This window comes from Brachybacterium sp. NPDC056505 (genome assembly GCF_042794925.1).
GTDB lineage: Bacteria > Actinomycetota > Actinomycetes > Actinomycetales > Dermabacteraceae > Brachybacterium > Brachybacterium kimchii.
The window spans coordinates 71666-93437 of the sequence record NZ_JBHTSV010000005.1; the positions used below are offsets into that span (position 1 = coordinate 71666).

The window sequence follows — 21772 nt, forward strand, 5'->3', positions numbered from 1 at the left end:
CTGCGGCTCAGAAGGCGCCGGCCCAGGCCTTCTGGGCGGCCTCGGCGGCCTGCTCCGGAGTCCCGGAGCCCAGCGGCTTCACACCGGGGTAGTTGAAGGGGAACGCGGCGTCCTGGCCCGCCTTGTTGTTCGCGAACCAGTAGTGGCTCCACGGAGTGCGGAACTCCTTCGTGTACTTCTCGATGGACTTGAGGAATTCCGACTGCTCGATGTCGGGCTGCGCGGAGGAGTAGCCCGCGGTCTCGATGAAGGACGAGTACGTCTCCTTCTCCGAGAAGAAGTCCAGCCAGGCCAGGGCCGCACCCTGGTTCGGCGCGTCGGTGGCGACGCCGAGCATGAGCTCGACCTTCCCGGTGAGGTGGTCGTTGCTCTCGGCGTCGTCACCCATCGGCGTGGGGAAGTACCCGTACTCGAAGGCCCCGTCGACGGCGGCCTCGACGATGGGCTGGTTCCAGGTGCCGTCCGCGATCATCGCGAAGTCGCCCTTCGCGAACCCGCCGGGGATCGCGTCGTAGCTCGCGCCGGCGAAGTTGTCCTGGGCGTGGGTATAGGCGAGGTCCACGCGGTTCAGGATCTCGACGAGGTCGGGGTCGGTGAGCTTGACCTTGTTCTCCCAGAGGTTCTGGGCGAGGGTGCTCTTGTCGTCGTCGCCGGGGAACAGCCCCTCGACGGCGGCGAGCATGTAGAGCCCGGCGGGCCAGCTCTCCTTCCCCCCGATCCCGAGGGGCGACACGCCATCTCCTCCGACGGCGTCCAGCACGTCCTTGAACTCCGAGTAGGTCGTCGGCACCTCGACGCCCGCGTCCGAGAAGATCTTCTTGTTGTAGTACAGCCCGGTCGTGAAGCTCAGCCCGGTGGGGACCACGTAGAGCTTGTCGTCGAGGCGGATGGAGTCGAGGACCGAGTCCTCGAACTTCGCCACGAAGTCCTGGTCGCTCAGGTCGAGCATGCCGCCCGCCTTCGCCAGGCGGACGCTGTCCTCTTCCGAGTCCTCCGCGTACGACGGCGGCTGGGACATGCTCTTGGCCACGAAGATGTCGACGTTCTTCGCCGTCAGGCGCGAGGACAGGGATGCCTCGTAGGTGTCGTTCGGGACCGTCGTGAACTTGACGGTGACATCGGGGAACTTCTTCTGGAACGCCGCGTTGACCGCCTTGAACGCCGCGTCCGAGGCGCTCGCGCTCGAGACCATGATCGTCAGCTCGCCCGAGGGGTTCTCGGAGCTGCTGGCGTCGTTGCCGCTCCCGGAGGAGCACCCGGTCATCGCTGCTGCGGCAGCGCCCATACCGAGCCCTGTCGCGAGGATCTGCCGTCGAGTGAAACCGGACATCGGGTCACGTCCTTCCGCAGGGGGCCGAAGCCCCGCCTGTCATCATTGACACCACAACCGAAACGCTTCGGTCGTGGGGAGCGTAGCACCGTCGGCGCGTCGCGTCACCGGTCGGATCCGGATCTCCCGTCCCTTGATCGGAGGGCGCCGAGGCGCTAAGTTCCTGATCGAGCCGAAACGCTTCGGCAATGGACATGGAGGTCCACGTGCACACCCTGCATCCCGCTCCCCCCGACAGCGCCCGCACTGCTCCCCGCCCGGATCGCCGCAGCTCTCCCGCCCCTGCGCCCGTGCCCCGTCGGACCCTGCTCGGTGCCGCAGCCGGCCTCGGGGTCCTCGGGCTGGCGCCCCTGGGCTCCCCGGCCGCCGCCGAGGGCCGCCGGGACGGCGGCGGGGACGACCATCACGCGGACACCTGGCGCCCCACCGCGGAGTCGCTCCGGCAGACGGGCCCGGACCAGCAGCGCTGGCTCTCGATCCCCCGCTCGCGTCTCGCCCTGAACCCGAACAACTCGACCCTCACCCAGGGCGAGGTCTCCCAGAGCTCCGGGCCGGCCCTGCCGCTCGGCGCGAACTTCATCGCGGGGGACTGGTACAACCAGCACCGCAGCATCCTCTCGACCTCGCTGTCCTCCCATCCGCGTCCGCCGGCTCCGCAGGGGGAGCACCCGTTCCCCGACCCCGGGAAGGCCCCCGCGCTCGATGAGGACTTCTCGGCGCCGGAGGGATGGGAGACCACCAGCGGGTCCGCGACGCTCGAGGGCGGCGAGGCCGGCGGCACCGTCACGATCGGCAAGGACTCGTCCTCCGGATCGGTGACGCGGACCCTCGACGTGGATCTCGACGTCCACCCCCTCCTCGCGGTGGACGTCGCCGACCTCACCGATCAGTGGGCGATCAAGCTGCACGACGAGGAGCTCGACAAGGACTACACGATCCAGGAGGACACCGCCGAGGCGGGGGTCCACGTCTACGACATCCCCCAGATCACGGGGTGGAGCGGGAAGCGCCGGTTCGGCGTGAAGATCTACGCCTGCGGCGGGGCTAAGGGGTCCTCCACCACGTACCGGCGAGCGGCCGTGCTCGCCGCCGGCGCCTCGGGCTGGGACCAGCGCGCGCAGAGCGCGAGCACCACCTGGCAGGCCGACCACCTGAGCTTCGAGGCCGACTACTCCGACGGCTCGCGCCTGACCGGCACCGAGCACCTCCACGACGCGGTCAGCGCGGCGCGCTGCATCGATTCCCATGCCGCCGACGGCTGGGTCGTGCTCGCCGGATCGCTCCTCGGTGCCGCCGAGCTCGATCCCGATGCGAGGGTGCTCACCGTCGTCGAGGAGAACTGCACCAGCGCGATCGCGCTGCCCGACGGGGCGGACCTCGTATTCACGCAGGCCGGCGGCTGGGATCCACACAGCGCCCCGGCGGCCTCGAGCACCTGGTGGAGCGCGAGCGTCCCGGCGGGGCCGCGAGCCCTGGTCGTGGGCCTCGGATTCGCCGTGGGGGAGGACCGCGACGCGGCGGCCGCCGCCGCGGTCGCAGCGCGGCGCGCCTCGCCGACGAAGGACATCGCGGCCCGGCGCCAGGAGGTCGACGACTTCCTCGCGAAGATCCCGGTGCCCGAGGACTTCTCGCTGCCGGGCGTCGACGCGCAGGGCGTCCGCAGCGAGGACGTGCGCTCGGCGTACTACCGCGGCTGGATCAACATCTGGCAGAACGTCGTGCCGGAGACGCCCGAGACCGGCAACGACTGGGCGGCGATCGGGACGGACAAGGCCGACAACTGGATGAAGGGCGTTCCCGGAGCCGCGCAGGTGGCCTGCTGGGATTCGCTGCTCGCGGCGCAGCACCTCGTGCAGGTCGACGCCGACACCGCCTGGTCCACGCTCTCGTGCATCCTGACCCAGGTCCAGGACGATGGCAGGCTCGACGGCCAGAACCTCCCCGCGCGCCTCGCCCAGACCCTCTGGATCCTCTTCCAGGTCAGCGGGGAGCGGGAGTCCCTCGCCGACCTCTACGACCCGCTCGCGCGCTGGCTGCCGTGGGCGGCGGAGAATCCGCGCTGGATCTCGGCGACCAATGACATCCCTGACGAGGTCAACGCGAGCTACGTCATCTCCCTGGCCTACGACCTGGTCTTCGCGCAGAAGATCGCGAAGGAGGTCGGGCACGGGGAGGACGCCGAGCGCTGGGCGGATCTGCGCTCCTCGCTGCTCGATGACTTCGCGCAGTGGTTCTTCCCGGCCGACGGCGGCATGCTGTCCGTCCACTACCTCGAGGGCTCCCACGAGGACGCCCCGGGGGATGCGATCGCGGAGGTCACCGCCCTGGTGCTCGAGGATCTTCCCGCAGGCGCGGACCAGCAGGTGGTCGCGCGCTTCGACGGGGCGTTCGATCCCGAGGCGCAGCTCGCCGGTCTCGGTGAGAACGCGCTCAAGGCCCCGCACTGGCAGCTGGCGCTGTACGGGCTGATCGCCCGCGGCAGGACCGAGGACGCGAGCGTCGTGGCGCGAGCCGTGCTGCGCGACATCGTGCGCTCGGGACGCTTCGCAGAGGTCTACCAGGAGGCCGACGGCACGCTCGGCGACCTGCCCATCGGCCGCGGGGTGTGGCCCTCGACCTTCGGGATCGACGCGATCATCGATGCCGTGTGGGCGAGCAACGGCGTGCTCGTCGACCAGGGGAAGCCGCGCCCGTCCCGTCTCAGTGATGTGCACGGGGGCGTGAGCGGCCTGCGCTACCGGGGAGAGGTCCAGAAGTGAACCGGACGGTGGAGCCGCTGCTGATCGGCACCGACCTCGATGGCACGATCGTCGGTCCCGGCGGGCGGGTGAGCGCGCGGACCGTCCGCGCCCTGCGCGAGCGCATCGGGCGCGGGGATCGGGTCGTCTTCCTCACCGGGAGGTCTCCCTGGGACGACCGGGAGCAGCTTCCTCTCGACCTGCTCACCGAGCGCATGATGGTCTGCGCGAACGGCGCCGTCGACGTCAGCGTGGAGACGGGGGAGATCCTGCGTGCGGAGGTCATCGACGACGAGGTGATGGGACTGATCGCCGAGACCTGTCGTCGGCTCTTCCCCGGCGGCTCGTTCTGCGTGGACGGGATCGGCGGCACGGTCATCGAGCAGGACCATCCCTGGCGCGAGCAGATGAACGCCGCGGCGAGGCCGGTGCGCGATGTCGTCGCGCCGGACGCCCTCGAGGGGATGGGTCCCTTCAAGGTGACGTACCTGCATCCGCGGGCGGGGATCGAGGAGATGCTGGCCGCCGCGGGCCCTCTGCTCTCGGACCGGGTGACGCTGACCTATGGGAGCAGCGTCTCCCCGTGCTTCCTGGAGTTCGCGGCGCTGGGGGCCTCGAAGGGCGCGGCGCTGGAGCGCCGTGCACGGGCGCTCGGCATTCCGCGCGAGCACGTGGTGAGCTTCGGCGACATGCCCAACGACGTCTCGATGTTCGCGAGGTCGGGGCGCTCATTCGCCATGTCCACGGCTCCCGAGCAGGTGCGCCGTGCTGCTGGGGCCGTGATCGGCGACGTGCGGGAGGACGCGGTCGCCGGAGTGCTCGAGGGACTCCATGGTTCTGGGAGTCGCAGGAATCCCGGTGGTCGCGAGGGGCTCGAGGAGGGGCTGGAGGAAGCGCCGGTGCGTCACGGGGAGGCGGCAGAGGCAGCTCGCTGAACGCGGGCCGAAGCGGCTCTCAGGAGCGGGAGAGCGTGGAGACGGGCTCCCTCGTCTCGAGGCGGGCCGGTGCCACCTCGACGTCGGTCACGGTGCGGGGGCCGACGTCGCGGCCAGCGGCGGCGTCGACCAGCTCGAGCAGCAGCTCGGAGGCGTGCAGCGCGAGCTGGCGGGGTGACGTGACCACGGTGGCCAGCGGCGGGTTCGCGTAGCGTCCCAGCTCGATCCCGTCGTACCCGGCGACGGCCACGTCGTGCGGGACGTCGAAGCCCGCCTGCTGGACGGCCGAGGTGAACCCGAGGGCGCTGAGATCGTTCGCGCAGAACATCGCCGTGGGCCGGGACGGCAGCGCCGCCCACTCCTGCGCCGCCTCTGCACCGCCCGCATAGCTGAAGCGACCGTCCAACACCGGACCGGGCTCGAGGCCGTGCGCCCGCATGGCATCCTCCCAGGCCGCTCTGCGCTGGACGGAGTGGATCAGCTCGGGCCGTCCGGCGACGTGGCCGATCCGCGTGTGGCCCTGCGCGACCAGCTGGGTCACGAGGTCGGAGATCGCGGGCGCGTGATCCTGGCGCACCGCGGGCAGCGGGAATCCCGGGTCCGCGTTGATGCCGACAGCGGGAAGCCCGAGCTCGTGGACCAGATCGACACGGGGGTCGTCGCGCGTGAGGTCGGTGAGGAAGACGCCGTCCACGCGCGATTCGCCGGCGAGCCGGCGATACCTCTTCAGGGATTCGTCGAGGTCGCTCCCCACGTGCAGGACCAGCGCGTATCCGCGGGAGTCGATGACCTCCTCGACGCCGCCGATGAAGGCGCCGAAGAAGGGGTCGATCTCGAGGACGTCCGGCGCGCGCTGGATCACGAATCCGAGTGCGAACGCCCGTCGGCCCGAGAGGCTCCGTCCCCGCAGGGAGGGGCGGAACCCCAGCTCGTCCGCGATCGTGCGGATCCGCTCGCGGGTCGCGCTGGAGACGCCGGGGGTCTCGTTGAGGGCCGCGGAGACCGAGCTGATGGACACGCCCGCGCGCTTCGCGACGTCGAAGATCGTGACCTTCTGTGCGTCCATGGCATCTCCTCTCTCAACCCGAGGCGATCGGCGGCCTCGACGATCCGTGCCGTCACGGTCGTCGGCGCGGCGCCTTCTTCGGCTCCGAAGGTCTGCCGGCCCGGTGGACATTACCCGCTGGGGATCGGAGGTGCAGGCCGGATCCTCGGCGTCAGCGCACCTCGTCCACCAGGTGGTCGCCGTGCATAGTGGTCGAGGTCTTCACGCCGATGGTCATCTGTGCGTCGGTCTCGGTGTTCGCATACGTGACGTAGACGTGCCCCGCGGTGCCCTCGGCGTCCAGGCGCTTCCAGTGCTTGGCGGCGGTGGCGTGGTCGACGAGGTCGGCGCGCGCGCTGCTGGTCGTATCGCGCTGCAGGTCGATGTCGTCGCCGGCGCCGAACTCCCGGACCGTGCGGTCCGCGTAGTCGACGGGGCTGACGGTGCTCTGCGAGCTCTGGCTGGTCTCCGAGCCCTGGGCGGTGTCTGCGAGTGCCGGCGCGGCGAGCGCGGCGGGGGCGCTGAGCGCTCCGGCGAGGCCGACGGCGGCGACGATGGCGAGCTTCCGAGTGCGGGTCATGCTGGATCAGACGTTCCTTCGAGATGGCGGGATGCCCCGAGAGGAGAGTCTGGATGTCCGACCCGGCGCATCATACCCTGTCGTTGACCCACTCTTTGCCCGTGTTTGACCTGTTGTCAAATGCCGGGCACGGCATGTGGACGCCCGGGCGGACGTTCGCGTGGACGTTCGGTCGGATCCTAAAGGGCGTCGGCCGTCGCGCCCGTCGAGCCCGACGCGCGCCGATGCACCCCGAACGAGATCCCCACGATCCCGAGTCCCAGCACCGCGAGCAGCACGCCCGTCCAGGCGGGGGCGAGCAGGCCCCAGCCCGCGGCGAGCACCGCGGCTCCGAGGGCCGCGCCGAGCGAGTTGCCGATGTTCAGCGCGGAGTGGTGCAGGGAGGCGGCGAGCGAAGGGGCGTCGGGCGAGGCGTCGAGCAGGAAGAGCTGCAGTGAGGGGCCCATGAGCTGGGACGTCACCGCGATCACAAAGAGCATGATCATGCCCGCGACCGCCCAGTGGGCGACCAGCGCGAACACCGTGAAGCTCGCCGCCATGCCCACCAGGCCCAGCACGATCGTGCCGTAGATCGAGCGGTCGGTGAGGCGCCCGGCGATGATGTTGCCGACGGTCATGCCGACCCCGAAGACGAACAGCGCGAGCGGCACGGCCCGCTCGGAGAGGCCCAGCACGCCGGGCACGATCTCGCCGATGTAGCTGTAGACGGCGAACATGCCGCCGAAGCCGATCGCGCCGATGCCCAGGCCCAGCCACACCTGCGCGCGCCGCAGCGCCCGCAGCTCGCCGAGCATCGAACCGGTCGTGCCCGAACCTTCGGGCTCGGGCACCAGGCGCCAGATCGCGAGGGTGCTCGCGGCGGCGAGGACCACGACGATCCAGTAGGCCGCGCGCCAGCCGACGCTCTGGCCGAGCGCCGTGGAGGCGGGCACGCCGAGCATCGTCGCGATCGTGAGGCCAAGCATCACCTTGGAGACCGAGCGGGCGCGCCGGCCGGGCGGGGAGAGGCGGGAGGCCACGAGCGCGGCCACTCCGAAGAAGGCGCCGTGGGGGAGGCCCGAGACGAAGCGGGCGGTCGCGAGGACCGGGAACGTCGGGGCGATCGCGGAGATCAGGTTGCCGGCGCCGATCAGCGCGATGAGCAGTACGAGCAGTCGGGCGCGAGGCATCCTCGCCGCGGCGATCGTCACCGCGGGCGCCCCGATCACGACGCCCAGGGCGTAGAGGGTGATGAGCAAGCCGGCCTGCGGGACGCTCACGTCGACCGAGCGGGCGATCTGCGGGAGCAGGCCCATGGAGGCGAACTCGGTGGTGCCGATCGCGAAGGCGGCGAGGGCCATCGCGAGGATGACCAGGCGCAGGCGTTCGGGCTCGAGCGGGGCGGCCGACGGGGCCCCTGCGGGCGGGGTCGGGGCCGGCGGGTTCGGGCTCGACGGGGAGGGCGAGGTCACGGCATCTCCAGCGGGACGGGGCGGGTCATCGCTGCCGACGCTGGGAGCGGTGGGGACTGATCGATCGTATAGGCCGGTGCACGGATGCGTCAGCGCCCGTGGAGGGGACGGGACCAGGCGACCTCCCGCTCCAACTGGCCGGTCTCCCGGAACAGGCGCACCTGATGGGTGTGCGCGAGGGCGTCGGCGAGGTCATCGCGGTCTGCGGGGGCGAAGCCGAGACCCTGCCAGAACGGCCCGGAGCGGCGGCTGAACAGCCAGGCGGTCGGGGCTCCCTCCTCCGCTGCGGCCTCCAGGGCGAAGCGGGCGAGTGCGCTGCCGCGGCCCCGGGAGCGATGCGCGGGGCTCACGGCGACGCTGCGGATGAGGGCGTGGCACCCGTCGGTGCTCATCTCGTACCCCGTGCTCGCGACGATCGTCCCGTCCGCGTCGCGGCGGGTCCAGAGCCGGACGGTCGGCTCGTCGAGTCCGCTGAGCGTCAGATCGACCTCTCGCAGGAAGGCGGTGAGTGCCTGCGCGTCGGCCGCGGAATGGGGGAGAAGCTCCATCCGGACGAGTAGATCAGAGTGCGCGGACCGCACCGGCGCCGGTCCGGTCGGCGACATGACCGCCCCGCCGGCCCCATGAGATCCTGGTGACCCACGCCTCGCTCCGAGGCCCCGCCCGGCCTCGCGTCGTTGCGCCCCGCACCTCTCCCTCCGTCCCTCTTCTCGAAGGAAGCACCATGGGCAGCACATTCCTCGGCATCGGGATCATCGGCTTCATCGCCGTGGTCGTCGTCGCCCTCCTCGTCATCGCGGTGATCGCGTTCTTCATCGTCCGCAGATGGATCAAGGTCGCGCGGGCCGACGAGGCGCTCGTGATCTCCGGCAAGAGCCAGAAGAACGAGGACGGCTCGACGTCCGCGACCACGGTGGTCGTCAACGGCAAGGCGATCGTCAACCCCATCACCCAGCGCCACGAGGTCATCTCGCTGCGCCAGCGCCAGGTGAACATGCGCGCCGAGGCGCAGTCGGCGGACAACGTCACGGTCGCCGTGGAGGCGGTCGCGCTGGTGAAGATCGGGTCGGACAACACGCTCGTGCGTCGAGCGGCCGAGCGCTTCGCCTCGCAGGACGAGGCCATCGAGTCCTTCACCCAGGACCAGCTCGAGGGCGTGCTGCGCGGCGTGATCGCCCAGCAGTCGGTCATCTCGCTGATGCGCGACCGCAAGGTGTTCTCCGAGCAGATCGCCGAGACAGTCATCCCCGAGCTGCGCGAGCAGGGCCTGATCCTCGACTCCTTCCAGATCCGCGGCATCACCGACGGCGTCGGCTACATCCAGTCGCTCGGCGCCCCGGAGATCGAGGACAAGCGCCAGGCGGCGGAGATCAGCCAGACCAACGCCGAGCGCGCGGTCGCCAAGGAGCGCATCCGCAACGAGGAGCAGAACCTCGTCGAGCAGCAGGCGCTGGACACGAACAAGGCGAACGCGCAGGCAGAGGTGGGCCGCGCGCAGGCCCAGGCCGAGCAGGCGCAGGCCCTGGCGGGGGAGAAGTCCCGCCAGGAGGTCCTTCAGCAGCAGGCCGAGAACAAGCAGGCGCAGCTGGACGCGGACGTCAAGCGCGTCGCCGACGCCGAGCTCTACCGCCGCCAGAAGGACGCGGAGGCCGCCGCCTTCGAGCAGCGCCGCCAGGCCGAGGCCCGCGCCGAGGTCGCCGAGGCCGACGCCAGGTCCGTGAAGCTGCGCGCCGAGGCGGACGCCGAGTCGCAGCGCCTGGCCGGCGAGGCCCGCGCCGACGCGATGCGCGCCGAGGCGGAGGCGCTGCGCGAGAACCAGGAGGCGCTGCTCGCCCAGCGCGTCGTCGACCAGCTGCCCACCCTCATGGAGACCTTCGCCAGGGGGTACGCGCAGATCGGCGAGATCACCGTGGTCAGCTCGGGCGGCAATGAGGGCGATGTCGCCGGCAAGCAGTTCTCCGGCGAGTCCGCGGGGGCTCTGCGCGGCGTCTTCGACACGGTCGAGGCGACGCTGGGACTCAGCATCCCCGACCTCATCCAGGGTCGTGTAGCCGGCGAGGCGCAGGGCCGGGCCCAGGGCGAGGCGCTCGGAGAGGCGCTGCGGGGATCGGGCGCGGAGCGTGCGACGGGCGCGCATCGCGCGGGCGGGGCCGATGGGGCCGACGTGTCGCGGCCGAAGGACGCATCGGGTACGCAGGGCACGGACGGCGCCCCGTCGCCGACGCGTCCGGAGCAGAATGGGACGGACGCCGACTGATCGGTCTGCCGGGCCCCGCACTGCTGCGGGCCCGGCGCCGCCGTCGGACCGTCCGCCGCTGCCCGGCACGAACACGCGGGCACCCGCCACCGCCCGACCCCGAGAGGACGCACCCGTGGAACACATCTCCGTCGCAGGCCATCCCGAGCCGATTCCCGCATCCGCCGCCGCCGAGCGCATGCTGCACCAGCGCCTCGACGCGGCCCGCGAATCGCGAGGCCAGGAGGCGGCCGACGGGCTCGAGGTGCTGGTCGGCCGGCGGATCGGCCAGCTGCTCGCCGGCGGCGCGCCCAGTATCGACGTCGCCACCATGCGCGCGATCGTCGACCATGTGGAGCTGCCCGCCGAGGACGAGGACCAGCCCACCGGCATCAAGGGCGCCTTCCAGGGAATGAAGGACAAGCTCGCGCAGCGAGGCGGGCCGGCGCGGTAGGGCTCGCGCGCTCTCGGGCAGGTGGGCCCGGACGTGCCGGCGACCGGGGGCGTCGTCGCGCAGGACCCGGTGCACCTCTCTATCGGCCTCGATGTGACCCGGGTGGGATCCGCCCATGGACATCAGGGCTGAACGCCGGGCGGGCGGGCGGCCTCCGCGCGCATGCGGGCCACCGACTCGAGGAGGCCCCGCGGCCTCAGTCCGTCGGCTCGTGCGGGTACGCGCTCGCGCGACCTTGGAAGTCGAGGATGCTGGGGTTCTCTATGACGCCGTCGCGGATCTCGATCGCGCGGGTGATCGTCGCGCTCCTCTCCCAGGCGGCGGGGCCCGACATCACGGTGCGCAGGAACGGCAGAAGCGCCTCGCTGATCCCCCAGGTCGCGGAGTTCCACAGGTAGGACGGGCTGTGGTCGACGGCGTAGTAGTGCACGTTCTCGCCGATCGTGAACATCGGGGCGTCGAACGTGGTGGGCAGGGCCCACTCGAACCCCATCCCCTCATCGCACGAGACGTCGATGATGAGGCTGCCCGGTGCGAACGGCGCGAGGTCGGCGGTGCGCAGGAAGGTCACCGGTGCGGCGACGTCCTGCAGGGTGCAGTTGATGACGATGTCGTGCTCGGCCAGGAACTCCGGGAGCGGGACGGGACCCTGCTCGGTCGCGACCTCGCTCAGGGGCGTCGGCCCCTCATCGGTGGACAGCCGGATGATCCGGGCGGTGCGGATCGGGGCTGCGACAGCGGCGACGCCCCGGTGGGTGAGCACGTCGATCGCGGCCACGCCCTGCGAGTGCAGGGCGGTCACGGCGCCGCGGGCCGTGGAGCCGAAGCCGATCACGGCGGCGCTCAGGCGGGGCCCGTAGTCGCCGCTCAGTCCGAGCAGCGAGAGCGCGTGCAGCACCGAGGCATAGCCCGCGAGCTCGTTGTTCTGATGGAAGACGTGCAGGCCGAAGTGGCCGTCGGCCGTCCAGTGGTTCATCGCCTCGAAGGCGATCAGCGTCAGGCGGCGGTCGATCGCCGTCTGCGTCACGGCGCGGTCCTGCACGCAGTGCGGCCATCCCCAGACGATGCCGTGCTCGGGGACGGCGGCCAGCTCCTCGGGCTGCGGCTTGGGCAGCAGCAGGATGTCGGCCGCCTCCATCACCTCGGCCCGGGAGGCGACCCGGCCGACGAGCGCGCCGAGGCCCTGGTCCCCGGTGGGGAAGTCACGGGCGTACCCATCCTCGACGATCATGCGGGCGCGGATGTCCGGGTCGATGCGCGCGAGGTGCGAGGGGTGGATCGGAAGTCGGCGCTCGTTCTCCAGTGACGAGCCGGCCAGGAGACCCAGGGTGAGCAGCTCGCCGTCCTGCGAGGGATCGTGCCGGGTACCCGGTGAGGGTGCGGGACGTGCTGCGGCGGATGCTCGAACAGCGGCTGACATAGGGCCTCCCGTCATGGGGACCGTCGTCGGCCCCCTGAACGGACTGTAGCCGCAGCGACGCGTGTTCGCGTTTCCGGGCGTCGGTCAGGAGCCGCCCTCGATCAGACTCCCCGCCGGCAGCCAGTCCGCCCCGAAGAGCTGGGCGACGTCGGCCAGCTGCTCGGTGTCCCCGCCCACGTGGACCAGGAGGTGCACGATGGACACATGACTGATCCGAAGAAGACCCTGACCGCATCGGAGATCAGCGAGGCCGCCCCGGCGGGGTGGACGCTCGACGGCGAGCAGCTCACCGCCCGCTTCGCCACGGGAGACTTCGCCACCGGTCTCGCCCTCGTCGACCGCATCGGCGCCTCGGCAGAGGAGGCGAACCACCACCCGGACATCGTGCTGACGTACCCGGAGGTCACGGTGACGCTGTCCAGCCACGACGTCGGCGGCATCACCTCGCGGGACATCGACCTCGCACGGGTGACCAACGGGCACGCAGAGGCGCTGGGAGTCGCCGTGGGCGAGGGGTGACATAGCTCGTCGTCATGCTTCGAATGCTCCTCGAAAATATCGACTGTGCGGCTAGATGCAGGAGTGCTCGGGCAGACTACGCACATGACGCACACCCCGCTCGAATCCGACGATCAGGACCTCCTCGATCATTCGCGACCTGAGGCATTCACGGCGATAGCCCATGAGGTCAGTGAGGTGTTCACCCACATGCTGGGTGACGGACGATCCATCATCGATCCGGCGACAACGATCTGGACTGCTGAGGCCGCGGAGGATCTCCGAGCCCGTGTAGCGGACAATCCGATCGCGGGGAATGCTCAAGGCCAGTGGGCGAAGTTCGACCTACAGCTGCAGGGCGCTCCTCGCGAGGTCGTGCTCCTCGCGGCCGAGCTCGTGTTCCTTCGCGAACACGCGATACGAAACCTCACGCCTGAGAAGCGAAGGTCGCACGTAGACAGCGTCCTCGCGCACATCGAGCCAGGCACCGCTCTTCCGGCGCGCATGGCCGAATGGCTTGCGCGCCCGACGGGCAGTGCGGGCGCAAAGGTGGGGCAGGCATACTTCGGTCGGATGTGGCGGCACATCATCTGGGGTTCGACCTTCGTTCGATACTGGACCTCGCTCGATGAACCCGAACGCGAGGCGGCGCGTAGGGACCCGTGGGAGCTCCAGCGCGTCATGCTCGACTCGGGTGAGGACGAAGCCGACTTCCGCAACGCCCTGCAGTTCTTGATTCGTCCGGACGTGTTCGAGCTGATCACGGCGCCAGATATGAAGCAGCGCGTGCGCAACGGCCTTGCCGCCCGGATCGGCGGTGGATCCGGCGCCGCCCCAGACCGCGTCGATCGCGACTTGCTTGGCATCCGCCTCGCCCTCGCCCGCGAGGCGAAAGAGCCGTTCAACTTCTGGGACCCCTGGGTTCGAGGCCTCTGGGATCCGTTGTCTATTGCCGAGGACGCGGAGGCAGATCCGGCGGCTGAGCCGCGCGAACGCCACTATTGGCTATTCGCCCCTGGTCGTGAGGCCTCGAAGTGGCCAGAGTTCTCGTCCGAAGGCATCATGGCGATCGGATGGGATGAACTCGGAGACCTTGCTGAGTACTCGAGCAGGGAGGCCGTGCGTCATGCGCTTGATCCCGAGGGGAACCAGGGATCGATGAAGAACGACGTCCTTGCTGTCTGGCAGTTCGAGAACGAGATGGAAGTCGGCGACATCATCTACGCCAAGCGCGGGCGCAGGGAGCTCATCGGCCGAGGGGAAGTCATCTCTGAGGCTCGGTTCGAGCCCGAGCGCGAGTCGTACCGGAACGTCCGCTCGGTGGAATGGACGCACGTGGGGACGTGGGAGCATCCCGGGGATGCCGCGCTCAAGACGCTCACCGACATCACGAAGTACTCGGGCTACGCGGAGAAGCTCGAGGTGCTCTTCACGGAGGACGAGGACGTCGAGCTGCGCTCGGTCACCACTGATCCGCTTCCTGCCTACGGCAAGGCGGACTTCCTCAAGGAGGTCTACCTGCACGAGGAGCGCTATGACCGGCTGCGCTCCCTGCTGGCGCGAAAGAAGAACGTCATCCTCGCCGGGCCTCCCGGCGTCGGCAAGACGTTCGCCGCGAAGCGCTTGGCGCAGTCGATCATGGGGGTGAAGGACCCGAGCCGGATCCGAGTGGTCCAGTTCCATCAGAGCTACTCGTACGAGGACTTCATGATGGGGTACCGGCCCAACGAGGACGCCGGCTTCACGTTGACTGAGGGGCCCTTCTACGAGTTCTGCGAAGTGGCACGGGCGGACGACACCGATCGCCCCTACTTCTTCATCATCGACGAGATCAACCGCGGCAACATCTCCAAGATCTTCGGAGAGCTGCTCATGCTCATCGAGGCTGACAAGCGCGGACACGATCTGCGCCTGCTGTACAAGAACGAGCGCTTCTCCGTGCCACCCAACCTCCACATCATCGGCATGATGAACACGGCCGACCGCGGCCTCGCCGTCCTGGACTACGCCCTGCGTCGACGCTTCGGCTTCTTCGAGATGCGACCGAGTTTCGAGTCGGAAGGGTTCAGAAGGTGGCAGCGAGGTCTCGGAAGCTCGTCGCTGGACGCTCTCGTCGAGACACTCGTCGCTCTGAACAGGGTCATCGCCGACGATCCCGCGCTCGGTCAGGGGTTTGCGATCGGCCACAGCTTCCTCACAGGGCCCGCTGCAGGCGAAATGCTTGGAGACTGGCTCGTGTCCGTCGTCGAGGACGAGCTCATACCTCTGCTCGATGAGTACTGGTTCGACGAGCTGACCCGGGCCGAGGAGTGGGCCGAGAAACTCAGGATCGCCGTCGCATGACGGCCAGTCCGATCGCCATCCGCAACGTCTACGTGATGATGGCATACGCCTTCCGCGCCATGCGCAACGAAGGGAGCGATCGGATTGCCGCCGAGTCGTTCGACCACCTCCACGATCTGCTCGCAGAGATCCTGATCCGAGGAGTCGGCGCACAGGTGAAGCGCGGTCTGCACCATGACTACCGTCGCAACCGGGAAGAGCTGGCGACCGTGCGCGGTCGTATCGACATCACGGGTACGGTCGCCGCTCGCTCCATGGTGCGGGGGAGGCTGGTCTGCGAGTTCGATGAGTACGAGGTCGACACTCTGCACAACAGGGTGCTGAAGTCGGTCATCGTCCTGCTCATCCGGAGCGGCCAGATCTCGGCGACGCGCAAGGCGGAGCTGCGGCGACTTCTGCCCTACTTCGACGACGTCACTCTGATTGCTCCGACGGCGATCCGTTGGGCGGCGCTGACCTACCACCGCGCCAATGCCGCGTACCGGATGCTCATGGGGACCTGCGAGCTGATCGTGCGTGGTCTGCTCCCCACGCAGTCCCCAGGTTCTACGGCCATGACCACGTGGGTCTCGGACGAAGCGATGAGCACCCTCTACGAGAGGTTCCTCCGCGAGTACTACACCGTCCACCATCCGGAGCTCTCGCCGGGTGCGCCGCATGTGCCCTGGGACTATGACCGTGAGTCCGCCATCGGCGCTTTGCAGCTGCCTGCCATGCGCACCGATGTCACCCTGCGGCGTGGAGACCGCACGTTGATCATCGATGCGAAGTACTACAGCCGGACGTTGCAGGTCAGGTGGGACAAGGAAACCGTCCACTCGGGAAATCTCTATCAGATGCTGGCGTACGTGAAGAACGCCGACACCGATCGCGACGGCTCGGTCAGCGGCCTGCTGCTCTACGCCCGCACCGACGCGTCGACTCAGCCCGATCTCGACGTCATGGTCCAGTGCAACCGCATCGGAGCCCGCACTCTCGACCTCGACACTCCTTGGGACGACGTCAGGGCCGAGCTCGAGGCCATCCTGGGGTGGCTCGAGACCTGAGGAGCCTTCGGCGATCGGCGCCTCCACTCACTGTGCCGCGATCTCTTTGTGAGTCGCCGGTCAACCCTCCGTCAGACTCCCCGCCGGCAGCCAGTCCGCCCCGAGCAGCTGCGCGACGTCGGCCAGCTGCTCGGTGTCGCCGCCCACGGTGTCCGAGGCCGCGGCGATGCGCTCCACCATCACCTTGCTGACCTGCTCCTCGACGGTGTCCTGGGCATAGGCGATATGCCAGGGGGAGACCTGGTGGTCGCGATGGGTGCGGCCGGTGACCTGGCGGCCGGCGATGCCCGAGAAGCGGGCCTGGTGGAAGACGCCGACGCGCGGCTCGGTGCTCGCCTGCTCGCCGCCGGGGAGCTGCTCTCCGGCGTGGAGGCTGATCGAGGCGACCGAGGTGAACACGCAGATCTTCGCCTCGCCCCGCTGGAACCGCAGACGCTCGGCCTCGACGTCGAACCTGTCGCGTCCGAAGATCGTCGCGACCTCGAGGCCCGCATCCTGCAGACGCTCGGTGATCGGGTCGGCCGCGGTGCCCACGAACTCGACCGAGCACGCGACCTGCCGCTCGGCCTCGACCTGCTGGGCGATCCAGGCGACCGTGGAGTCGACGCGGATCAGCCCGGCCTTCTGGCGGAAGCGCAGCAGCGCCGCGCGGCCCTTGGCGGTGTTGCGCCCGCGCCGTGCCACGTCCATCTCGCGGCAGAACTCGCCCCATTCGGCCTCGTACGCGGCGCGCTCGGCCTGCGTGAGCGCGACCGGCATCCCCGAGATCGGCACCGGGCCCCAGGGCGCGGCGCGGTGCAGCATGGCGGGCGGTCGGGCGTCCTCGAGCCAGGTGCGCACCCGCGCGAGGTCCTCGGCCCGGCGGGCGGGATCGGTGGTCCAGGCGGCTCCGTAGCGCCCGCGCTCCAGGCCGATCCCGTGGCGCTCGAGCGCGCCGGCGAAGGTCGCGTCGGTCTGCTTGGTCGACGTCCACTCCTTCATCGACTCGCCGTGCACCTGCGCGTAGGCGGGAGCCAGGTAGGGCAGCTCGAGCGGCGTGTGGCCCGGAGTCGCGGTGGTCGCGATGACGAACGGCGCGACGTCGTGCGACCGCGCGTGCCCGGAGATCTTCGACCAGAGCTTCCAGCGTTTGGTGGTGGTGCGGCGCAGGGCGTGCGCCTCATCGGCGATGATCACGTCCCAGTCGTAGTCGGCGACCTTCTCGAGGCGGTCCCAGGTGATGACGACCCACTCGAGGCCGCTGTCGCCGAGCGCCGTGATGGTGCGGCACCAGTGGCCGATCGTGATCGCCGCCGGACGGTCCGCCACCACGAGCACGCGCCGCGCATCGTGCAGGGAGCCGACGGCGCTCGCGCCGAGCACCGCGGAGATCGTCTTGCCCACGCCCGGCTCGTCGGCCAGCAGGAACTGCCGGCCTCCGGCTGCGGCGCGCTCGGCGATCGCGTCGGCCGCCTCGTACTGGTTCTGCCGGGGTTCGAACTCCTCGGCCGGCTCGGGGATCGGCGCAAGGGAGTCGGGGTTGAGCTCGTTCTCGAGGAATCGGCCCAGGGTGTGCGGACCGGGTGCGAACGGCGCGAGATGCGCGGGCAGGGTGCGGCCGACGTGCAGGTGCATACGCACCGCCGGATGCCAGGACACGCCCTCGACCTGGGTGCCGTAGGGGACGTCGAGCACCCAGAGCCGCTCGCCGGGGCCGACGAAGGGCAGCTCGCGCTGGGCGCCCCTGCTCCGCGAGCCGCCCGAGGACTTCCGACGGGTCGATCCGTTGCTGCGGCGGGAGGATCCGCTGCGCCGACGGGTGGTGGAGCGACGGGAGGTGGGCACCGTTCGAGGTTACCGGGCGACGCGCTCCTGCTCGGCGAGGGCAGCGTGCGACGGCAGTCCGCGCCGGAACAGCGGCGAGGTCATCGTGCCTCGTCGGCGAGAGCCTCCACCACGGTCTGCGCGAGCAGGACCGCGCCGTCGCGCACGGCCCGATCTGCGGCCGGGGTGGCAGCAGCGTCCGCGAACTCGGGCTGGTGGTTCACGGCGGGCAGGGAGTCGATGCCGAGGTAGGGGTGGATCGCCCGGACGCGCTGGGACACGTTGCCCATGTCCGTCGATGCCGTCGCCATGCCGCGCGGCCCGTTCTCCGCAAGGTCCATGTCCCGCCCTTGTGCGGCTGCGAGGCGGGTGAAGATCTCGGCGAGCTCGAGGTCGTTGCGGAACTCAGCGTAGCGAGGGCTCGTCTCCCGCAGTTCCCACGTGCACCCGGTCGCGATCGCCCCGGCCTCGAAGCAGTGCCGGACGCGCTCGAAGGCGACGTCCAGCTCCTCGAGGGTGTCCGCGCGCACGTACCAGGAACCTCTGGCGCTGCCGGGAATGGCGTTCGGGGCGGTGCCCGCCTCCTGGACGATCCCGTGGACGCGGAGGGAATCGGGGAGCTGCTGGCGCAGCAGGCCGATGGCGACCTGGGCGAGGGTGAACGCATCGGCGGCGTTCACCCCGAGGTGCGGGTAGGCGCCGGCATGGGAGGCCGTCCCCTGGTACTCGACGTCGAAATGGGCGACGGCGCGGGGCCGGGCGAGGACGGCGTCCGCCGGGCCCGGGTGGATCATCAGGGCGGCCTCGAGGCCGTCGAAGCATCCGGCCTCGAGCATCGGGATCTTGCCGCCCCCGCCCTCCTCCGCCGGGGTGCCGATGACCCGGATGCGCAGGTCGAGGTCGCCTGCCACGGACTGCAGGGCATGGGCGGCGCCGAGTGCGGCTGCGGCGATGACGTTGTGTCCGCAGGCGTGGCCGAGGCCCGGCAGGGCGTCGTACTCGGCGACCAGGCCGATGGTCCTCGAGCCCGTGCCGTGCTCGGCCGTGAAGGCGGTGGGCAGGCCCGCCGCACCCCGGGTGACCTCGAAGCCCCACGACTCCAGCGTGCCGGTGAGCAGCGCGGCGGAGTCGTGCTCCTTCCAGGCGGTCTCCGGGTGGGCGTGGAGTCTGCGGCTGATCTCCAGGAGCTGCTCGCGCATGCCGTCGACATCTGTCTCGACGTCGCTCAGCAGCTCCGAACAGACCAGACCGTCGGCGGCTGCCGTCATCACTCGTCCCCCGGGACGCCGTACGACGGGGCTGCGGTGGGGTCGAGGGCACGGACGCGGTAGTCCGCCTTCTGGGGCATCCACAGCTCGAGCAGCCGGCCGATCTCGCCCAGCGGATCCTCGGCGTCGTCGACGCGCAGGTCGGTGGTCCGCCAGGGCACGTCGTCGACGACGGCGAGGCCGGCGGAGCGGATCTCTCCTGCCTCGCCGCCCGCGTCGACGGCGGCCCGGAAGGCCGCGAGCAGGCGCCGCTCGAGGTCCTCTCCCTCACTCGCCTCGAATGCGGCGACCATCGCAGGGATCACGGACTCGTCGGCGAGCAGGTTGCCTGCGGCGACGCACTGGTCGCCGATCCGGGCCGCGCGCGTTCCCAGCGCATTCGCCCCGGAGTGCTCGGCGGTGCGGCCGGCGGCATCGATCACGGTGAGCTGCCGGTAGTCGGCATGCGGCTCCTCGGCGAGGACGGCGCCGAGAGCCGCGTCCGCGCGATCGCCCGCCTCGAGCCGATCGAGCACGGCAGGGCCGAGAGCGGGATTGGTGACGTTCTGGGAGGCGACGGCGCCGACGCCCGAGCGCAGGTGCAGGCAGCGGGAGGCGACGGCGGGGCTCGAGGAGCTCACCACCATGCCCAGTGCGCCGGTGCGGGCGTCGCGCCCGACGATCGAGAAGGTCACCGGGCCGCCTCCTCGTGATCGTCGGCCGGGTCGCTGATCACCGCGGTGGCGTCGATCTCCACGAGCCATTCGGGCCGGGCGAGCGCGTCGACGACGAGGCCGGTGGACACGGGGTGCACCCCCTTCAGCCAGCGGCCCATCACCCGGTACACGGTCTCCCGGAAGCGGATGTCGGTGAGGTACACGGTCACCTTCACGACGTCGGCGAGGCGGCTGCCGGACTCCTTCAGCAGCATGTCGATGTTGGCCATGGCCTTCTCCGCCTGGGCCTCCACGTCGCCGATCCCCACGGACTCGCGGGTGTCGAGGTCCTGTCCGATCTGGCCGCGGAGGTAGACCACGCCCCCGGCGACGACGGCCTGGCACAGGTCGTTGTCGAGGTTCTGCTCGGGGTAGGTGTCCTTCGTGTTGAAGGGGCGGATGCGCGTGTGCGTTGTCATCGGGTGATCTCCTCCAGAAGATGCTGAGCGGGGTCGGACGAGGCCGACGAGGGCGACGGGGCCGACGGGGTCGGCTCGGGCGACGAGGGCGATTCTGTCCGGGCGGACGTGGAAGACGTCGTCGGCGATCCCGCTGATCCGGCCGGCCCGGCCGAGGGGGCGTGCGCGGCCGGCGCGTACTGCGCGTACTGGCGCCGGGTGGCGATGTGGTCGGCGACGTGCATCGCGTCGTGCCAGGTGCCCCAGATGAAGCTGGAACCGCGGCGCGACAGCCACGGCAGCCCCAGGAAGTAGATGCCTGCTTCCGTGGAGACGCCGCGCAGATGAGCGGGGCGGCCGGTGGTGTCGAAGGCGTCGACCTGCAGCCACGTGAAGTCCTGCGCGTATCCGGTCGCCCAGATGATCGAGGTGATGCCGACCTCGCGCGGATCGACGGAGCGCACGGGGTCGGTGACGCATGCGGGCAGGGGACCCAGGCGGTGCGCCTCTGGCTCCTCGGGGAGGTCCAGCCCGTTCGCCTCGACGTAGGCGTCGGCCTCCTCCAGGAGCTCCAGGAGGTTGGCGTCACCCGCGGTGATGTTGCGCCGGAGGTCGTCGGCGAAGCGGATCGTGCCGTCCTGCGATGCCTCGGTGCGTCCCACCAGGGTGATTCCCGCGGCGGCGAGCTCCCTGAAGTCGACGGTGTGACCGCCGCGGGCGCCGCTGACGGCGATCGTGACGTGGTCGGAGTCCGGTGCGGTGGCGTCCCACTTGCCCAGCACGCCGAGCCACCAGACGAAGTCGCGGTCGCGGTAGCTGCGTGGCGGCCTGTCGTGCGGGCCGACGGACAGGTGCACCTGGCGGCCGCTCGCACGGAGCTCCTCGGCGATCTGAGCACCCGAGGAGCCGGCGCCGACCACGAGCACTCCGCCTTCGGGGAGCTGCTCCGGGTTGCGGTACGCCGCGGAGTGGATCTGGTGCGGCACCAGGTCCTCGCCGATGATGCGCGGCGCGACGGGGACCTGGAACGGGCCGGTCGCGGCGATCACGTTGCCGGCGGCGATGGTGCCCTCGCTGGTCTCGACGAGGAAGCCCGGGGCGCTCTCCCGCCGCGTCACGGAGCGCACCTCGACGCCGGTGCGCACGGGGGCGTCGAAGCTGCGCGCGAAGGCGCCGAAGTAGTCGGCCATCTGGTCCTTGGTGGCGAACTCGTCGGGTCCGACGCCGGGGATCTCCATGTCGGGGAAGCGGTCGTGCCAGGCGGGGCCGTTGGCGACCAGGGAGTCCCAGCGGCCGTGGCGCCAGCGATCGGCGATGTCCGCCTTCTCCAGGACGATGTGGGGGATGCCCAGGCGGGTGAGATGGGCGCTCGCGGCGATGCCGGACTGTCCGGCGCCGACGATCACGACCTCCGTGGATTCGGTGGTGTCGCTGGAATCCACGGAACCCGTGGCCGTGGTGGAGGGGATGGGCATGAAGTCGGCCTCCTCAGGGAGATTGCGGTGCGGTGCGGTGAGGTGCGGAGAGGTGCG

18 protein-coding genes are annotated in these 21772 nt (G+C 70.5%); 7 read left to right on the top strand and 11 right to left on the bottom strand.

Going from position 1 to position 21772, the window contains the following annotated elements:
* Positions 1–7: 7 nt before the first annotated feature.
* A complete protein-coding gene (locus ACFQ53_RS05355; RefSeq protein ID WP_377856410.1) occupies positions 8–1330 on the bottom strand; it encodes an ABC transporter substrate-binding protein in 1323 nt (440 codons plus the stop codon).
* 188 nt (positions 1331–1518) lie between these two features.
* On the opposite strand from ACFQ53_RS05355, the gene ACFQ53_RS05360 reads away from it, so the two are divergent.
* Both ACFQ53_RS05360 and ACFQ53_RS05365 read left to right on the top strand, forming a co-directional pair.
* Positions 1519–4089, top strand: a complete 2571-nt coding sequence (locus ACFQ53_RS05360; protein ID WP_377856413.1) for a hypothetical protein — start codon at positions 1519–1521, stop codon at positions 4087–4089.
* Entirely contained in the window at positions 4086–5003 is a 918-nt protein-coding gene (locus tag ACFQ53_RS05365; RefSeq protein WP_377856416.1) for an HAD hydrolase family protein, read from the top strand. Before ACFQ53_RS05360 ends, ACFQ53_RS05365 begins: the two co-directional genes overlap by 4 nt.
* A 19-nt stretch (positions 5004–5022) precedes the next feature.
* Here ACFQ53_RS05365 and ACFQ53_RS05370 read toward each other — a convergent pair whose 3' ends face one another.
* The 4 genes from ACFQ53_RS05370 to ACFQ53_RS05385 form a co-directional block, all read right to left on the bottom strand.
* Positions 5023–6069, bottom strand: a complete 1047-nt coding sequence (locus ACFQ53_RS05370) for a LacI family DNA-binding transcriptional regulator (RefSeq protein ID WP_377856419.1) — start codon at positions 6067–6069, stop codon at positions 5023–5025.
* Between the two features lie 151 nt (positions 6070–6220).
* On the bottom strand, positions 6221–6628 hold the full coding sequence (locus tag ACFQ53_RS05375) for a hypothetical protein (protein WP_377856423.1): 408 nt from the start codon (positions 6626–6628) through the stop codon (positions 6221–6223).
* A gap of 179 nt (positions 6629–6807) precedes the next feature.
* Positions 6808–8079, bottom strand: a complete 1272-nt coding sequence (locus ACFQ53_RS05380) for an MFS transporter (RefSeq protein ID WP_377856426.1) — start codon at positions 8077–8079, stop codon at positions 6808–6810.
* A gap of 89 nt (positions 8080–8168) precedes the next feature.
* The gene (locus ACFQ53_RS05385; protein WP_377856429.1) at positions 8169–8627 is read right to left on the bottom strand and encodes a GNAT family N-acetyltransferase; all 459 of its coding nucleotides are present in this window, start codon (positions 8625–8627) and stop codon (positions 8169–8171) included.
* 176 nt (positions 8628–8803) lie between these two features.
* Here ACFQ53_RS05385 and ACFQ53_RS05390 point away from each other — a divergent pair, with 176 nt between their 5' ends.
* Positions 8804–10336, top strand: a complete 1533-nt coding sequence (locus ACFQ53_RS05390) for an SPFH domain-containing protein (RefSeq protein WP_377856432.1) — start codon at positions 8804–8806, stop codon at positions 10334–10336.
* 115 nt (positions 10337–10451) lie between these two features.
* Positions 10452–10769: a hypothetical protein gene (locus ACFQ53_RS05395; protein ID WP_377856435.1), complete on the top strand. Its 318-nt coding sequence runs from the start codon at positions 10452–10454 to the stop codon at positions 10767–10769.
* A gap of 196 nt (positions 10770–10965) precedes the next feature.
* On the opposite strand, the gene ACFQ53_RS05400 is transcribed toward ACFQ53_RS05395, so the two are convergent.
* Entirely contained in the window at positions 10966–12189 is a 1224-nt protein-coding gene (locus ACFQ53_RS05400) for a N(5)-(carboxyethyl)ornithine synthase (protein ID WP_377856438.1), read from the bottom strand.
* A 204-nt stretch (positions 12190–12393) separates the two neighbouring features.
* On the opposite strand from ACFQ53_RS05400, the gene ACFQ53_RS05405 reads away from it, so the two are divergent.
* The 3 genes from ACFQ53_RS05405 to mcrC all read left to right on the top strand — a co-directional run bounded on the left by ACFQ53_RS05405 (position 12394) and on the right by mcrC (position 16076).
* Entirely contained in the window at positions 12394–12708 is a 315-nt protein-coding gene (locus tag ACFQ53_RS05405) for a 4a-hydroxytetrahydrobiopterin dehydratase (protein ID WP_377856440.1), read from the top strand.
* An 84-nt stretch (positions 12709–12792) separates the two neighbouring features.
* Positions 12793–15030, top strand: coding sequence for an McrB family protein (locus ACFQ53_RS05410; protein ID WP_377856443.1), 2238 nt, complete (start codon positions 12793–12795; stop codon positions 15028–15030).
* Positions 15027–16076, top strand: a complete 1050-nt coding sequence (gene mcrC / locus ACFQ53_RS05415) for a 5-methylcytosine-specific restriction endonuclease system specificity protein McrC (RefSeq protein ID WP_377856446.1) — start codon at positions 15027–15029, stop codon at positions 16074–16076. Before ACFQ53_RS05410 ends, mcrC begins: the two co-directional genes overlap by 4 nt.
* A gap of 60 nt (positions 16077–16136) precedes the next feature.
* On the opposite strand, the gene ACFQ53_RS05420 is transcribed toward mcrC, so the two are convergent.
* From ACFQ53_RS05420 to ACFQ53_RS05440, 5 genes are all read right to left on the bottom strand, one after another.
* On the bottom strand, positions 16137–17900 hold the full coding sequence (locus ACFQ53_RS05420; RefSeq protein WP_377856449.1) for a helicase: 1764 nt from the start codon (positions 17898–17900) through the stop codon (positions 16137–16139).
* An 80-nt stretch (positions 17901–17980) separates the two neighbouring features.
* Positions 17981–19147 (bottom strand): M20 family metallopeptidase, encoded by a 1167-nt coding sequence (locus ACFQ53_RS05425; RefSeq protein WP_377856452.1) that lies wholly within the window; start codon positions 19145–19147, stop codon positions 17981–17983.
* Positions 19147–19821, bottom strand: coding sequence for a DUF1028 domain-containing protein (locus ACFQ53_RS05430; protein ID WP_377856455.1), 675 nt, complete (start codon positions 19819–19821; stop codon positions 19147–19149). The genes ACFQ53_RS05425 and ACFQ53_RS05430 overlap by 1 nt, the downstream gene beginning before the upstream one ends.
* Complete coding sequence (locus ACFQ53_RS05435) at positions 19818–20261, bottom strand: RidA family protein (RefSeq protein WP_152354687.1); 444 nt, start codon at positions 20259–20261, stop codon at positions 19818–19820. Before ACFQ53_RS05435 ends, ACFQ53_RS05430 begins: the two co-directional genes overlap by 4 nt.
* Complete coding sequence (locus ACFQ53_RS05440; RefSeq protein ID WP_377856459.1) at positions 20258–21715, bottom strand: flavin-containing monooxygenase; 1458 nt, start codon at positions 21713–21715, stop codon at positions 20258–20260. Before ACFQ53_RS05440 ends, ACFQ53_RS05435 begins: the two co-directional genes overlap by 4 nt.
* Positions 21716–21772 lie beyond the last annotated feature (57 nt).